Below are 14,046 nucleotides of genomic sequence, written 5' to 3' on the forward strand. Positions count from 1 at the left end.
TTGTGTCCACTGGTGGGAGGTGCATGGCCATGCTCGGCGCCAGACCGTGCGGCACGCGTGCGGAAGTCACCCGGTGCATCGACGCAAGCACCCAATGTCAGCGGGCCTGCGAGCAAGGCGTGGCGTGTCTGCTGCGCCGAGGGCTGCGCCCGGACGACACGACGGTGCGGCTGTTGAGGCAGTGTGCGGAGCTGTGCGAACTCAACGTGCGCGCGCTCCGCAAGGAGAGCCGGCTGGTGCGGCACACGGCGAGCCTGTGCTTCGAGCTGGGCAACCAGGTGGCGCGCGCGACGTGGCTCCGTCCGGATGACCCCGCCGCGTGCGCGCTGGCACGGGACGCGCTCCAACTGGCGCGCGCGTGCCAGCCGCTGGTGTTTCCTCCCTGACGCGGCCTACAGCGCCACGCCGGAGAGCGCGCCGTACTTGTCCCGCAGATAGGCGAGGAAGTCGGCGTCGGTGAGTCCCTGGCCGGTGATGTCGCGCACCCGCTCCTCCGCGGGCGTGCGGAAGCCGTGCGCGTGGACGTGGGTGCGCAGCCAGTCGCGCAGGGGCAACAGTTCGCCGCGGGACAGGTGCCCCTCCAGGTCCGGGATGGCGCGCCGCGCGGCGCGGTGGAGGGACGCCGCGTAGAGATTGCCCAACGTGTACGTGGGGAAGTAGCCGAACTCACCCCAGGCCCAGTGGATGTCCTGGAGCACGCCGCGCGTGTCGTCCGGCGGGGTGATGCCCAGATAGTGGCGCATGCGCTCGTTCCAGGCGGCGGGCAGATCGTCGAGCGGGAGCGCGTCGCGGATGAGCAGCAGCTCCAGCTCGTAGCGCAGGGCGATGTGGAGGTTGTACGTCACCTCGTCCGCGTCGATGCGGATGAGCGACGGCGCGACGTGGTTGATGACGCCGTGGAAGGTGTCCACGTCCACACCGGCCAGCGCCTCCGGGAACGCCGCGCGCAGGTGCGGATAGTAGTGCTCCCAGAAGGGACGGCTGCGGCCCACCAGGTTCTCCCACAGCCGCGACTGGGACTCGTGCAGGCCCATGGAGGGCGCGACGGCCAGGGGCGTGCCGTGGTGCTCGGGGGAGAAGCCCTGCTCGTACAGGCCGTGGCCCGCCTCGTGGATGGTGCTGAAGAGGGCGGGCAGCGGGTTGGCCTCGTCCACATGCGTGGTGAGCCGGACGTCGAGCGCGTGCGTGCCGCCGGTGAACGGGTGGATGCTCAGGTCCTGGCGCCCCGCCTCCAGGTCGAAGCCCACGTCCTTCAAGAGGCGCATCGTGAAGGCCCACTGCGCGTCCTGCGGATAGCGGCGGCCATCGAACAGGGCCGGGCGGGCGCGCTGCGCGGACGCGAGCGTGGCCACCATGGGGATGAGCTTCTCGCGCAGCGCGGTGAGCACCGGCGTCAGGCGCGCCACGCGCATGCCGGGCTCGTATCCCTCCAGGAGGGCGTCATAGCGCTCGCCGTCGTGGCCGTAGGCGTCCGCCTGCTCGCGGCGGATCTCCAGCACGCGCGCCAGGTGGGGCTGGAAGAGGGAGAAGCGCTTCTGGATGCGGGCCTCGCGCCAGGCGTGCAGGGACTTGCCCTGCGCCTCGGCCAGGGCCTTCACGAGCGCGCCGGGGACGCGAACCTGCCGGTCCCGCTCGCGGGTGAGCACGCGCACCATGGCGCGCGAATCCGCGGACAGGTCTGCCTGGGTGGCCGCCTGGGCCAGCGCGTCCCCCAGGCGCGGGTCCACCAATCGCTCGTGGTACAGGCCCCGGAGGGTGGAGAGCTGGGAGGCGCGGGCCGGCCCCGCCTTGGCGGGCAGGTACGTCTCCTGGTCCCAGGTGGCCAGGCCAATGACGCCTTGAAGGTCGCGCAGTTCGCGCATGCGGTGAAGCAGCCAGGTGTCCATGGGCGTGTTTCTAGCGCGCATCCAAGGTAAGAGGGCCGCGCGATGGCCAACATCCTCCGCTTCTTCATGGCACCCGACGACGAGGTCGCCTTCTTCCGCTTCCTGGAGCGACACGTCCTGGAGGTGTACCCCCGGCGCGTGCCCCAGGACTGGACGCCCTTCCGCGCCACCCAGGAGAACCTGCCCCACGTGCCTCCCGAGGACGTCTACCTGGTGGCCAGCGACATTGGCCCCGCCCTGGTGGACAAGGTGAAGCGCGGCCCGGACAAGGGCGCGTGGCGCATCGACGAGGTGCGCTCGCCCGTCATCTTCCTGGAGCGCTCGCGCCTCAACGAGGCAGGGGAGCTGCTCAACGGGCAGATGTGGGCCGAGCTGGAAGTCACCGCCCAGACGGGCCGCCGGGACGCGGCACCGGACCGCTTCCGCCGCCTGTACCTGGAGGTGGAGGAGTACGTGAAGAAGACCTTCCGCAAGGGCGAGCCCAAGGGCTTCCTCGTGGGCCCCAAGGCCGCGCGCCTCTTCAAGGAAGGGCTGGTCCTGCGAGACTCCGCGTTCCGCGGGGGCACGGTGGCGCCCTACAAGTAGGCCCCACCGCGCCGGCCCCAGAGACTCAGGAGTCGATGACCGCGACGCCCCCGCGCACCATGGGCGCCTCGGAGAGGAACTTCAGCTCCGGGTGCTTCTCCTCGGCGTGCTGGAGCGCCCAGTCATCGCGGAAGAGGACCAGCGGCAATCCGTCGCGGTCCTGCACCGTCTGGCGGTTGCCCTCCCAGTCGAAGGACTTGGCCTCGAAGTTGGAGCCCACCACCCAGCGCGCGTGGCTGAACGGCAGCCGGTCCAACGCGATGCGCGCGCCGTACTCGTGCTCCAGGCGGTACTGCAGCACTTCGAACTGGAGCGCGCCGACCACGCCCGCGATGGGGTCCTTCATGCCCATCCCGAGCTGCTGGAAGATCTGCACCGTGCCCTCCTCGGAGAGCTGCTCCAGGCCCTTCTCCATCTGCTTGCGGCGCAGGGGGTCCTTGGAGCGGACGATGGCGAAGTACTCGGGGCTGAAGCGCGGCACGCCCTCGAACTCCACCTCGTTGCCCTCGGCCAGCGTGTCGCCGATGCGGTACTGGCCCGGGTCGAACAAGCCGATGACGTCGCCCGGCCACGCGTCCTCGATGGCGGTGCGCTCGGCGGCGAGGAACTGGCTGGGCTTGGCGAGCCGCACTTCCTTGCCCAGGCGCGAGTGGTAGGCGCTCATGCCCTTCACGTAGCGTCCGCTCACCACGCGCATGAACGCGATGCGGTCGCGGTGCGCCGGGTCCATGTTCGCCTGAATCTTGAAGACGAAGCCGGCGAACTTCGGGTTGGACGGCTCGCGCGTGCCGCCGCGCGTGGTGCGCCCCGCGGGCGCCGGGGCCAGGTCCAGGAACGCGTCCAGGAAGGGCCGCACGCCGAAGTTCGTCATGGCGCTGCCGAAGAACATGGGCGACAGCTGACCCGCGTCGCACTTGGCGCGGGTGAACTCGTCTCCGCCGATGTCGAGCAGCTCGATGTCCTCGTGCAGCTTCGCCAGCTCGGCCTCGGTGAGCACCGTGCGGATTTCATCCGAGTCGATGGACACCGAGCGCTCGGACACCTCGGACTCACCATGCGAGCCCTCGGAGGAGAACACGTGCACCACGCGGTTCTGGCGCTCGTAGACGCCGCGGAACTCGGGCCCCATGCCAATGGGCCAGTTCATCGGGTACGAGCGGATGCCGAGCACCTGCTCCAGCTCGTTCATCAACTCCAGCGGCTCGCGACCGAAGCGGTCCAGCTTGTTGACGAAGGTGAAGATGGGGATGCCGCGCATGCGACAGACCTTGAAGAGCTTCTTGGTCTGCGGCTCCACGCCCTTGGCGGCGTCGATGAGCATCACCGCGGAGTCCGCCGCGCTCAGCGTGCGGTACGTGTCCTCGGAGAAGTCCTGGTGGCCCGGCGTGTCCAGCAGGTTGACCGCATGGTCGCGGTAGACGAACTGGAGCACCGAGGAGGTGACGGAGATGCCGCGCTCCTTCTCCAGCTCCATCCAGTCACTGGTGGCGTGCCGCCGCGCCCGCTTGGCCTTCACGCTGCCGGCCAGGTGGATGGCGCCGCCGTAGAGCAGCAGCTTCTCGGTGAGGGTCGTCTTGCCCGCGTCGGGGTGGGAGATGATCGCGAAGGTGCGCCGCCGGGCGACCTCCCGCTCGAGCTCATTGGCCGTCATCCGGGGGCAACTATCACGGGCCGTCGTTCCTTGCAGCTTGCAAGCAGCGCGCACCCGCCCGGCCTGTCCCCCGCCCTGGGGCCGAGCCCCCGCCCCTCCGAGGAAACAGCGCTTCCCCGTCCCACGCGGTGGGTAGCGGGACGACGAGGGCCGCCCCATCTTCAGGGGCGCCATGGCCGTGGGATGGAAGAGCAACGTCGACATCGCGGACACGCTGGAGCGCGTGGCGGACCTGCTGGAGACCCAGGACGCCATGCCCTTCCGCGTGACGGCGTATCGCAACGCCGCGCGCTCCGTCGCGCAGTGGCCCAGCTCGGTGGCGGACCTGCTCGCCGCGGACGGTGAGGCCGGGCTGCGAAAGCTGCCCGGGGTGGGCAAGAGCATCGCGGCGGCCATCGCCGAGTGGGTGCACACCGGGCACCTGGCCCTGCTCCAGCGGCTGGAGGCGGAGGTGTCTCCCGAGGCCCTGCTCGCCAGCGTGCCCGGGCTGGGGCCGGAGCTGGCCCACCGCATCCACGACACCCTGGGTGTGTCCACGCTGGAGGAGCTGGAGCAGGCGGCGCACGACGGCCGGCTGGAGCGCGTGGAGGGCTTCGGACCCCGGCGCGCCGAGCAGGTCCGCGAGCTGCTCTCGGCGAGGCTGAGCCGCTCCCGCCGAGCCGGAGACATCGGGCCCATGGAGAGCCCCGCGCCGGACGTCGCCCTGCTGCTTCAGGTGGACCAGGAGTACCGCCAGCGCGCGGAGGCGGGGACGCTGCGGCGCATCGCGCCCCGGCGCTTCAATCCCTCGGGCGAGGCGTGGCTCCCGGTGTTCAGCCGCACGGTGGAGGGCTGGGCCATGCGAGCCCTCTTCTCCAACACCGCGCTGGCGCACCAGCAGGGCACCACCCACGACTGGGTGGTCCTCTACTACGAGCGCGAGGATGCGGGCGGACAGTGCACCGTGGTCACCGCGCGAAGCGGCCCGCTGGAAGGACTGCGCGTGGTGCGGGGGCGCGAGACGGAGTGCCTCGCGTACTACGGGCGGGGCCCCGAGGTGCCCTCGCCCGTCTCTCACTGAGCGCCACGCCCGGACGACCGCCGCGCCTCACCCCGCTGGGACATACAGCTCCGAGGTGGAGAGCGCGCCGCTGGAGCCGTAGCCCCCGGGAACGAGGACGCGTCCGGAGCGCAGCAGCGTCACGTCGTTCTGCGTGCTGCGCGCGGACAGCGTGCCCGCGGGAGACCAGAGCCCGGTGTTCGGGTCGAAGGCCTCGGCGGAGTCGAGCATGCCCAGCTCGCTGCCACCGTCGCCCGTCACCACCAGCACCCGACCGGTGGCCAGCACCGTGGCGCGCGGCGCGTAGCGCGGGAAGCCCATGGCGGCCACGGGCGTCCACAGCCCCGTGAGCGGGTCATAAATCTCCGCCGAGCGCAGCGCGCCGCCCTGACCCCAGCCGCCCACCACCAGCACCCGGCCGGACGCGAGCGGCATCGCCACGTGTCCGTAGCGCGGCATCGTCATGCTGCCCGTCGCGCGCCACGTTCCCGAGGCCGGGTCGTACAGCTCGGCGCTGGCGGTGGCCACGTCGCCCTCGGGCGTGGTGCCGCCCGTCACCAACACGAGCCCCGAGTCGAGCAGCGTCGCGGTGTGGAAGGCGCGCGCCTTGGTCATCGCGCCCACCGTCGACCACTTCCCGAGCCCGGGGTCATAGAGCTCCGTGACAGACAGGTTCGAGGAGGTGGACGCGCCCGTCCAACCGCCCGTCACCAGCACCTGCCCCGAGCGCAGCACCGTGGCCGTGTGCCGCGCGCGACGCACCGACATGCTCGGCACCGGCGTCCACGCGCCGCGCTGCGGGTCATACAGCTCCGCGCTCGACAGGTACGTGGTCGCGTCGGCCTGCCCCCCCACCACCAGCACGCCGCCGGAGCCGAGCACCGTGGCCGAGTGCAAGAAGCGCTTCGCGCCCAGCGGGCCCGTGGCGGTCCACGTCCCGCGCTGCTCGTCGTACAGCTCCGAGGCCAGCAGCGCCTCGCCGCTCGTGCCCGTGCCCCCCGCGACGAGCACCTGCCCGGTCGCAAGCGTCACCGCCGTGTGTTGCGCGCGCGACAAGGCCATGCCCGTGGTGGGCTGCCATGGCAGCACGGGCGGGTGGTAGCGCTCCGTGGATGCGTGGCGGGTGCCAGCCTCGGGCACGCCGCCCGTGGCGAACACCTCCCCGGAGGGCAGCAGCGTGGCGGTGTGCCCGCCGCGCCGCGCCGTCATGGAGTGCGTGGCGCTCCAGGCGCCCGTGGCCGGGTCGAACAGCGCCGCGCCGTCCAGGTACGACGAGCCGCCGCTGGAGCCGCCCGCCACCAGCACCTGTCCGGACGCGAGCAGCGTGGCGGTGTGCAGCGCGCACGCGGTGGGCAGCTCGCCCGTCCGCGTCCACTGCCCCGTGGCCGGGTCGAACACCTCGGAACTCGAGGTGGCGAGGCTGCCCGCGAAGCCGCCCGCCACCAGCACCTTGCCGGACAGGAGCAGCGTGGACGTGTGCCCCACGCGCGGCAGGTTCATGGAGGCCACGCTCCGCCACTGGCCCGTCGCCGGGTCATACAGCTCCGCGCTGGTGAGCACCTCGCCGCTCGCCGCGGAGCGCCCGCCCGTCACCAGCACCTGCCCTGAAGGCAGCAGCGTGGCGCCGTGTCCCAGCCGCGCCGCGGCGAGACCGCCCGTGGCCGTCCACGCGGAGGTGGTCGCATCGAAGAGCAGCGCCGTGGCCAGCGCCTTCCCGGAGCCATTGTCACCGCCCACCAGGAGGACCTTGCCGTTGCCCAACAACGTGGCGGTGTGCTGGCTGCGCGGCGCATCGAACGAGGCCGTGAGCGTCCAGGAGTAGCTGTCCGGGTCGTAGACCTCCGCGGTGCCCACCGCTTGCGTGGAGGCATTGCCGCCCGCCACGAGCACCTTGCCGGACGGAAGCAGCGTGGCGGTGTGCCGCTGCCGGAACGCGCTCATGGCCGGCAGCGCGTACCAGCGACTGAGGCGCGGGTCATACAGCTCGGCGTTGGCGGTGGCGCCGCCCGCCACCAGCACATAGCCCGAGCGAAGGAGCGTCGCGCTGTGGTCCACGCGCGCGGTGCCCATGGGTGCAGTGGAAGTCCAGGTGGAGGCGTCGTCCAGGCGGGCCCGCGCGTGACCGGGCTCGGGGGCCCGGAGTGCATCATCAGGTGCGCAGGCAGACACGACGAGCGCGAGCCCGGCCATCCAGCCGAGCCAGACCAGGTTCTTCATGAGGGGGAGTCCTTCGAATCAGCAAAGCGCGGCCAGGCCCGCGACGGCGGCCCCATAGCCCAGCACGAAGGTGGACACCACTCAGGAAGAACGCCACGCCGCGCGCGTCACGCGTCACCCGGGCAGGGTCGTGCATGACGCGCGCACGACACTTCTTCGCGCGCTAGCTGCTCGCGGAGGTGTAGTGCCCGATGGAGCGCAACCACACGCGACGCGCCACCCAGGCGAACACCAGCGAGCCCAGCACCGCGCCCACCAATGACTGCCACGGCAGCCGGCCCAGCATGGCCTCCGCCGGATACGTGGTCATCAGCGCCAGCGGAATGACGAAGGTGAAGAACAGCGCCAGCCCGCCCCGGAACACCGACGAGGGCCAACGCGCGGCGTCGAAGATGGAGGTGAAGAAGTACGTGAGGTTGTCCACGCGCACCACGACGAACGCGGCGCTCACCGTGAGGATCCACAGCGAGTAGAGCAAGAGCGTGCTGGTGCCCAGCAGCACGACGGACGCGAGCAGCCCCGGCCCGGACGGCCAGCGCCCCAGCTTCCAGAAGGCATAGATGAACAGCCCCACGCCCGTGAGCACGTTGATGGCGCGCCAGGGCAGGAAGCGTTGGGTGGACACCAGGAACTGCGCATCCGCGGGCTTGAGCAACACGAAGTCCAGCGTGCCCTTGCGGATGTGCTCCACCACGCCGGTGAGGCTGGGATTGATGGCGCCCTCCAACACCCCCTGGAGCAAGGTGAACCAGCCCACCACCAGCAGCGCCTCACTGAAGGTCCACCCCGCGATGCTCGGCCGCTCGCCGTAGACGACGAGCAGCGGCGCCAGCGCCGTGAACGTCCACGCCAGCGACGTGGCCCCATCCGTGAGGAAGTCCGCGCGGTACTGGAGCGCCTGCAGGCCCGAGGCCTTCAGCTGCACGCCCAGCAGTCTGAGATATCGCCGCAGCATTCCGCCCTACCCTCCGAACGCCGCGAAGCGCCGCAGTCCGTACCGCCACACCACCGTCGTCCCCACCGCCAACACGGTCACCCAGCCCCACTGAAAGGCGAGCAGCCGCAGCGCCTCGGCCGTCTCATGCGCGCCCGTCATCAGCTCCGTGGGCAGGCCCATCTGATAGCGGAACGGGAGCCAGTCGATGAGCGAGCGCAGCCCCTCGGGAAACAGCTCCACCGGGTACATGTACCCGGAGCACACGAAGAACAGCACCAGGTACACCTCCATCAGCTTCTGGCTGCTGTCCATGAAGAGGCTCAAGGAGCCGATGATGGCGTTGGTGAGGAAGGTGATGAGCCACCCGCCCACGATGGACACGGCGAAGAGGACCCAGCCCACGGCGGAGCGCGGCACCACCTGCCACCCCACGAAGACCACGCCCAGCACCGTCACCGGCATCGCCACCACGAGGCGCATGGGGAACGCCGCGATGTTCTCCGCCGCGTAGGCCCACAAGGGAGAGATGGGACGCAGGAGGCGCATGGACAGCGTGCCCTGCTTCACCTCCCAGTTGATGAGCCACGCGGCCCACGAGCTGATGAGCTGGCGCACCGCGAACGTGGCCAGGAAGTAGCCCACGAAGTCCGCCTGCCCGAAGCGCCCCACCGGCGCCGTGCGCGCCACCGCCGTCCACAGCGCCATCATGATGAGCGGCATGGTGGTGGACAGCACCCAGACGAGCAGCTCCGCCCGGTACGCCACCGCCTCGGAGAACCCCACCTTCAAGAGCGTGGGGAAGGCCCGCACGGTGTTGCGCAGGCTCATGAAGCGCCCTCGGCCGCGGCACGCCGGGCCTTGCCCTCCGCGAACAGCTCGCCCATGACCTCCTCCAGCGGCGCGTTCTCCACCGTGAGGTCCGTCACCGTCAGGCTCGCCAGCGCGCGGCTGATGGTGGCGTTGACCGACTCCTGATGCACCTGGAGCACCGCCATGCCCGGCTCGTGCGACACCACCTTGCCCAGGGGTGTCAGGCGCGCGTTGTCCACCGGCTCGGCCAGGCGCAGCACCACGCGCTTCTCCGGGCGCACGCGCTGCACCAGCGCCTCCAGGCTGCCGTCGTACGACAACAGCCCCTTGTCGATGACGATGACGCGCGGGCAGAGCGCCGCCACGTCATCCATGTAGTGGCTGGTGAGGATGAGCGTCGCGCCGTAGCGCTCGTTGTAGCTCTTGATGAAGCTGCGCATGGTGGCCTGCATGGCCACGTCCAACCCGATGGTGGGCTCGTCCAGGAAGAGCACCCGGGGCCGGTGGATGAGGGCCGCCGCCAGCTCGCACTTCATCCGCTCGCCCAGGGAGAGCTGCCGCGTGGGCTTGCCGATGAGGTCCTCCAGCTCCAACAACCCCACCAGCTCATCCAACGTCTGCTTGTACTGAGCGCGGGGCACGTCGTAGATGGCGCGGTTGAGTTCGAAGGTCTCCGCGGGAGGGAGGTCCCAGAGCAGCTGCTGCTTCTGCCCCATGACGAGCATGATCTTCTTGAGAAACTCATCCTCGCGCAGGCGCGGCACGTGACCGTCCACGCGCACCTCGCCCTCGGAGGGGTGGAGCAGGCCCGCGAGGACCTTGAGGGTCGTCGTCTTGCCCGCGCCGTTGGGCCCCAGGAAGCCCACGCGCTCCCCGGGACGGATGTCGAAGGAAATGCCATCCACGGCCTTGACCGTGGAGTAGCTGCGGTGGACGAGCGAACGAAGGGCCGCTTTCAGGCCGGGCGGGCGCTTGTGGACCTTGTAGTGCTTGCGCAGGCCGCGAACGGAGATCATGTGCGGCGGTGTTTAACGCGGTCGGCTCCCGGGAGCGACCCTCTCTTTAGAAGGCACGGTAGATGAGCAACGCGTACAGCAAGGACCTGGAGCGATGGATGCCCCGGCTCATCGCCGTGTGGCGGGCCTCGCGCGGCCGGACCGAGGGCCCCGAGGGGCGCCTCACGCCGCAGGAAGTCAAAGAGGTCGCCGCGGGCGTGAAGCAGCTGTCGCTGGGGCTGACGCGTGAGCGCCAGCTCGCGGGCGCGCGCTACATGGATGACCCGCGCCTCTTGGGCGCCTACCTCCTCTTCTACTGGCCGGTGTCCTACGCGCAGGCGCGGCAGGTGCTGGGCGAGCTGCCTTCGCGCCCGCGCCACGTGCTGGACCTGGGCAGCGGTCCGGGCCCGGTGGCCTTCGCGGCGATGGACGCGGGCGGCGGCGAGGTGACCGCGGCGGACCGCAGCAAGGCGGCCCTCACCCTGGCGCGCGCGCTGGCCACCGAGGCCGGCGAGGCCCTGGCCACGCGCGAGTGGGACCCGATGAAGAAGGGCACCGAGCTGCCCGAGGGCCAGTACGACCTCATCACCCTGGGCCACGTGGTGAACGAGCTGTACGGCGCCACCGATGAGGCCCTCAAGCCGCGCGCGGCGCTCCTGGAGGCGGTGCTCGGCAAGGTGAAGCGCGGCGGCAGCGTGCTGGTGCTGGAGCCCGCGCTGCGCGAGACGAGCCGCAACCTGCTCAAGGTGCGCGACCTGCTGGTGGAGCGCGGCTACGCGGTGCGCGCGCCGTGCATGTACCGAGGCGCCTGCCCCGCGTTGGTGAAGGAGACCGACTGGTGCCATGCCGAGCGCGCGTGGCCCATGCCTCGCGTCGTGGAGGAGCTGGCCAAGGCCGCGGGCCTCCACAAGGAGGCGCTGAAGATGAGCTACCTGGTGCTGGCACCCAAGGGCGAGAGCTGGCCGGAGCCGCCGCCGGGTCGCCTCTTCCGCATCGTCTCCGAGTCGCTCGAGGGCAAGGGGCGCCAGCGCTACATCGGCTGCGGTCCGGAGGGACGCGTGGGCCTGGCGATGCAGGACAAGCACCGCACCGAGCAGAACGAGCGCTTCTTCCACCTGCAGCGCGGCGACGTCATCGCCGTCACGCAGACGGAGGCGAAGGGCGACGGCATCGCGATGGGCGAGGGCTCGGAGGTCCGCATGGTGGCCCAAGCGGGGCGCGGCGTGCCGCCTCCGCCCCGAGAGCCTGAGCCGGCCGCGACACCGCCGAAGGCCTGACGCGAGGCGCGGCGACTTCCGCGGCTACTTCACGGCGGCGAGGCCCGCGCCGGTGAGGACGCCGCGCATGAAGCGGAACGCCATCACCGAATCTCGGAGCCCTGTCACCGCGCCCTGGGCGAGCACCGAGGCCTGGAGGCGCGCCATCTGGAGCCGCCGCGGGGCACGGGGCGGAGCCGGCGGCCTGGGGGGATTGACGAGCGAGGCGATGTTCATGGGAACGCTCCTTGGGTTTGGAGTGCGCGAGCAGTGTCCCTGGCTCGCGCAAAGGCCTCGTTGCGCGCGGGTCAATTCACCGTCACATCCGCGGGGGTCCTCGGTGCGGGCGGGTTGGAAGCGTGGCCTGGTGGACAGGCCGCTCGGCCGGCGGGGCACTGGCCGGGTTGAGGGGCGCTCCTCGGAAATTTTCCGTCACCGGCCGGGTTGGGGACGCTCTGCTAGGGTGGCGTCGACCCTGCTGCCACGGAAGGAATGACGTGTCCTCCCCGACCCCGCCGCGCACCCTGTATCCGCCTATCGAGCCCTATCGCACTGGTCGCCTGCCCGTCACGGACGGGCACGAGCTGTACTTCGAGGAGTGCGGCAACCCCCAGGGCAAGCCCGCCATCTTCGTTCACGGCGGCCCCGGTGGCGGCACGGATCCGAAGCAGCGCCGGTTCTTCGACCCTCGCGTCTACCGCATCATCCTGTTCGACCAGCGCGGGTGCGGGCGGAGCACGCCGTTCGCGAGCCTGGAGCACAACACCACGTGGGACCTCGTGGCGGACATGGAGCGCCTGCGCGAGCACCTGGGCATCCAGCGCTGGCAGCTCTTCGGCGGCTCGTGGGGCAGCACGCTCTCGCTCGCCTATGCGCAGAAGCATCCGGAGCGCGTCACGGAGCTGGTGCTGCGCGGCATCTTCCTCTTGCGCAAGCAGGAGATTGACTGGTTCTACCAGCGCGGCACAGATGCGATCTATCCGGACGCGTGGGAGCACTTCCTGCACCCCATCCCCCCTGAGGAGCGCGGCGACCTGCTCTCCGCCTACCACAAGCGGCTGATGAGCACGGACATGCGGGTGCGGCAGGAGGCCGCGCGGGCATGGAGCGTGTGGGAGGGCCGCACGAGCTGCCTGTATCCCAACGCGGAGCTGGTGGCGCGCAACGCGGGCGACGACTTCTCACTCGCCTTCGCGCGCATCGAGTGCCACTACTTCGTCAACAAGGGCTTCCTGCGCAGCGACACGCAGTTGCTCGACGACGTGCACCGCATCCGGCACATCCCCGCCGTCATCGTGCAGGGCCGCTACGACGTCGTGTGCCCGCCCGAGAGCGCGTGGGCGCTGCACCGCGCGTGGCCCGAGGCCGAGCTGGTCATCGTCCCGGACGCGGGCCACTCGGCGAACGAGCCGGGCAACACGTCCGCGCTCGTTGAAGCGACGGACCGGTTCCGCACCGGGAACTGAGCGGAGTCCCCGTCCTCATGCGCAAGCCCCAGTCTCGGCGCCACAGCTCGTTCCTCACGTGGGCATTGCTTGTCAGCTTGGGAGTCCACGGGCTCGCGGCGCTCTGGCTGTCGCGAGCCAAGACGCCCCCGCCCGTGGCTCCGCAGCGGACGCCACTGCAGGTGAGCATCATCGAGCGCAAGCGACCGGCGCCTGTCACGCCCGTCACGCCTCCGCCCGCGCCGCCGCAAGCGCCCGTCGTGCGGCGGCCCGTCACGCCCAAGGCTCCCGCGCCCGTGGTGACCGCGCCCGCCCCGGCGAAGGCGGAGCGCCCCGCCGAGGAGACGGACACTCCGCGAGCAGGGTCGGATCAGCCCGTGCTCGCGACGGACATGCCCACGGCGGCACCGGGCTCGGACGTGCCTCGCGCGAGGCCCGACGGGCAGCGAGGGCCGGTGTCGCTGACCCCCTCTGCGTCAGCGCTGGCCCAGACCGCGGGGAACGACCTGCCGCCGGAAGAGGAGACGGAGGACGCACGGGGCATCCAGGCGCCGCGGCGCGTGTCACCCGAGCAGCTCGTGCGAGAGACCGCGCAGGACGCGCTCGCGCTCAGCCGAGCGACGCGGGGCGCGGTGCATCCGTACTTCCAGAAGCTGGGCCAGGCGCTGTTCGACGCGTGGAAGCCGGAGCCGGTGGTGGCCAAGCTGGGCACTGAGACGCTGCGCAGCCGCGGCTACGGCACGAAGGACTTCCTGAACTCGTGGCAGCAGCGAGCGGAGGCGTATGGGAAGTCCGGCTCACCGCTGGCGGGAGTGACGCCGGGCTTCATGCCGCGCACGTTGGGAGGCGAGGACCTGACGTCGAACTTCTCCACGCAGGTGGCGCTGGAGTCGCAGGCGGGCGCGGACGTGAAGAGCAAGCGGCGGATGCTCATGCGGCTGACGCAGGACCGCGACGGGCACTTGCTGGAGCTGCGGATGCTCAAGCCCTCCGCGTTGCCGGAGATTGACCGAGGCGCGCTCGCGAACATCCGCGCGGCGGGAGGAACGCTGCCCGAGCCGCCGCAGGAGGCGCTCGGCTCGCGCACGCAGCTCGTCAGCCTGTGGGAGCTGGAGCTGGTGCGAGGCTGGGACACGCACCACCGCGACGTCTCCTTCGACTTCGCCGGAGCCATCGCGGAGTCCGACTACTTCAAGCACCTCAAGCTCACGGGCGCGCAGTAGCA

Annotated in this window: 13 protein-coding genes; 6 read left to right on the forward strand and 7 right to left on the reverse strand. The window is 71.0% G+C overall.

Annotated features, from left to right (window positions below; all coding sequences use genetic code 11):
• Positions 1–29 precede the first annotated feature (29 nt).
• Positions 30–386: a hypothetical protein gene (locus JGU66_02330; protein ID MBJ6759582.1), complete on the forward strand. Its 357-nt coding sequence runs from the start codon at positions 30–32 to the stop codon at positions 384–386.
• A 6-nt stretch (positions 387–392) separates the two neighbouring features.
• On the opposite strand, the gene JGU66_02335 is transcribed toward JGU66_02330, so the two are convergent.
• Positions 393–1,886 carry a carboxypeptidase M32 gene (locus tag JGU66_02335; GenBank protein MBJ6759583.1) on the reverse strand — a complete coding sequence of 498 codons (1,494 nt, stop codon included), beginning with the start codon at positions 1,884–1,886 and terminating at the stop codon, positions 393–395.
• Positions 1,887–1,928: 42 nt separating this feature from the next.
• Here JGU66_02335 and JGU66_02340 point away from each other — a divergent pair, with 42 nt between their 5' ends.
• Positions 1,929–2,471, forward strand: coding sequence for a hypothetical protein (locus JGU66_02340; protein ID MBJ6759584.1), 543 nt, complete (start codon positions 1,929–1,931; stop codon positions 2,469–2,471).
• A gap of 25 nt (positions 2,472–2,496) precedes the next feature.
• Here the strand turns inward: JGU66_02340 and JGU66_02345 are convergent, their stop codons facing one another.
• Complete coding sequence (locus JGU66_02345) at positions 2,497–4,122, reverse strand: peptide chain release factor 3 (protein MBJ6759585.1); 1,626 nt, start codon at positions 4,120–4,122, stop codon at positions 2,497–2,499.
• A gap of 172 nt (positions 4,123–4,294) precedes the next feature.
• On the opposite strand from JGU66_02345, the gene JGU66_02350 reads away from it, so the two are divergent.
• The gene (locus JGU66_02350; GenBank protein MBJ6759586.1) at positions 4,295–5,182 is read left to right on the forward strand and encodes a DNA-binding protein; all 888 of its coding nucleotides are present in this window, start codon (positions 4,295–4,297) and stop codon (positions 5,180–5,182) included.
• A gap of 27 nt (positions 5,183–5,209) precedes the next feature.
• Here JGU66_02350 and JGU66_02355 read toward each other — a convergent pair whose 3' ends face one another.
• From JGU66_02355 to JGU66_02370, 4 genes are all read right to left on the reverse strand, one after another.
• Positions 5,210–7,378, reverse strand: coding sequence for a kelch-like protein (locus JGU66_02355; GenBank protein MBJ6759587.1), 2,169 nt, complete (start codon positions 7,376–7,378; stop codon positions 5,210–5,212).
• A 163-nt stretch (positions 7,379–7,541) separates the two neighbouring features.
• Complete coding sequence (locus JGU66_02360; protein ID MBJ6759588.1) at positions 7,542–8,333, reverse strand: ABC-2 family transporter protein; 792 nt, start codon at positions 8,331–8,333, stop codon at positions 7,542–7,544.
• A 6-nt stretch (positions 8,334–8,339) separates the two neighbouring features.
• Complete coding sequence (locus tag JGU66_02365; GenBank protein MBJ6759589.1) at positions 8,340–9,143, reverse strand: ABC-2 family transporter protein; 804 nt, start codon at positions 9,141–9,143, stop codon at positions 8,340–8,342.
• Positions 9,140–10,141, reverse strand: coding sequence for an ATP-binding cassette domain-containing protein (locus tag JGU66_02370; GenBank protein ID MBJ6759590.1), 1,002 nt, complete (start codon positions 10,139–10,141; stop codon positions 9,140–9,142). Before JGU66_02370 ends, JGU66_02365 begins: the two co-directional genes overlap by 4 nt.
• Before the next feature lie 62 nt (positions 10,142–10,203).
• Between JGU66_02370 and JGU66_02375 the strand changes: the two genes are divergently transcribed.
• The gene (locus JGU66_02375) at positions 10,204–11,397 is read left to right on the forward strand and encodes a methyltransferase domain-containing protein (protein ID MBJ6759591.1); all 1,194 of its coding nucleotides are present in this window, start codon (positions 10,204–10,206) and stop codon (positions 11,395–11,397) included.
• A gap of 24 nt (positions 11,398–11,421) precedes the next feature.
• Here the strand turns inward: JGU66_02375 and JGU66_02380 are convergent, their stop codons facing one another.
• A complete protein-coding gene (locus tag JGU66_02380) occupies positions 11,422–11,613 on the reverse strand; it encodes a hypothetical protein (protein MBJ6759592.1) in 192 nt (63 codons plus the stop codon).
• Positions 11,614–11,873: 260 nt separating this feature from the next.
• Here JGU66_02380 and pip point away from each other — a divergent pair, with 260 nt between their 5' ends.
• Positions 11,874–12,842: a prolyl aminopeptidase gene (pip, locus tag JGU66_02385; protein MBJ6759593.1), complete on the forward strand. Its 969-nt coding sequence runs from the start codon at positions 11,874–11,876 to the stop codon at positions 12,840–12,842.
• Between the two features lie 17 nt (positions 12,843–12,859).
• Positions 12,860–14,044 carry a TonB C-terminal domain-containing protein gene (locus JGU66_02390; GenBank protein ID MBJ6759594.1) on the forward strand — a complete coding sequence of 395 codons (1,185 nt, stop codon included), beginning with the start codon at positions 12,860–12,862 and terminating at the stop codon, positions 14,042–14,044.
• The last annotated feature ends 2 nt before the right edge of the window (positions 14,045–14,046 follow it).

The organism is Myxococcaceae bacterium JPH2 (genome assembly GCA_016458225.1).
Taxonomy (GTDB): Bacteria; Myxococcota; Myxococcia; order Myxococcales; family Myxococcaceae; genus Citreicoccus.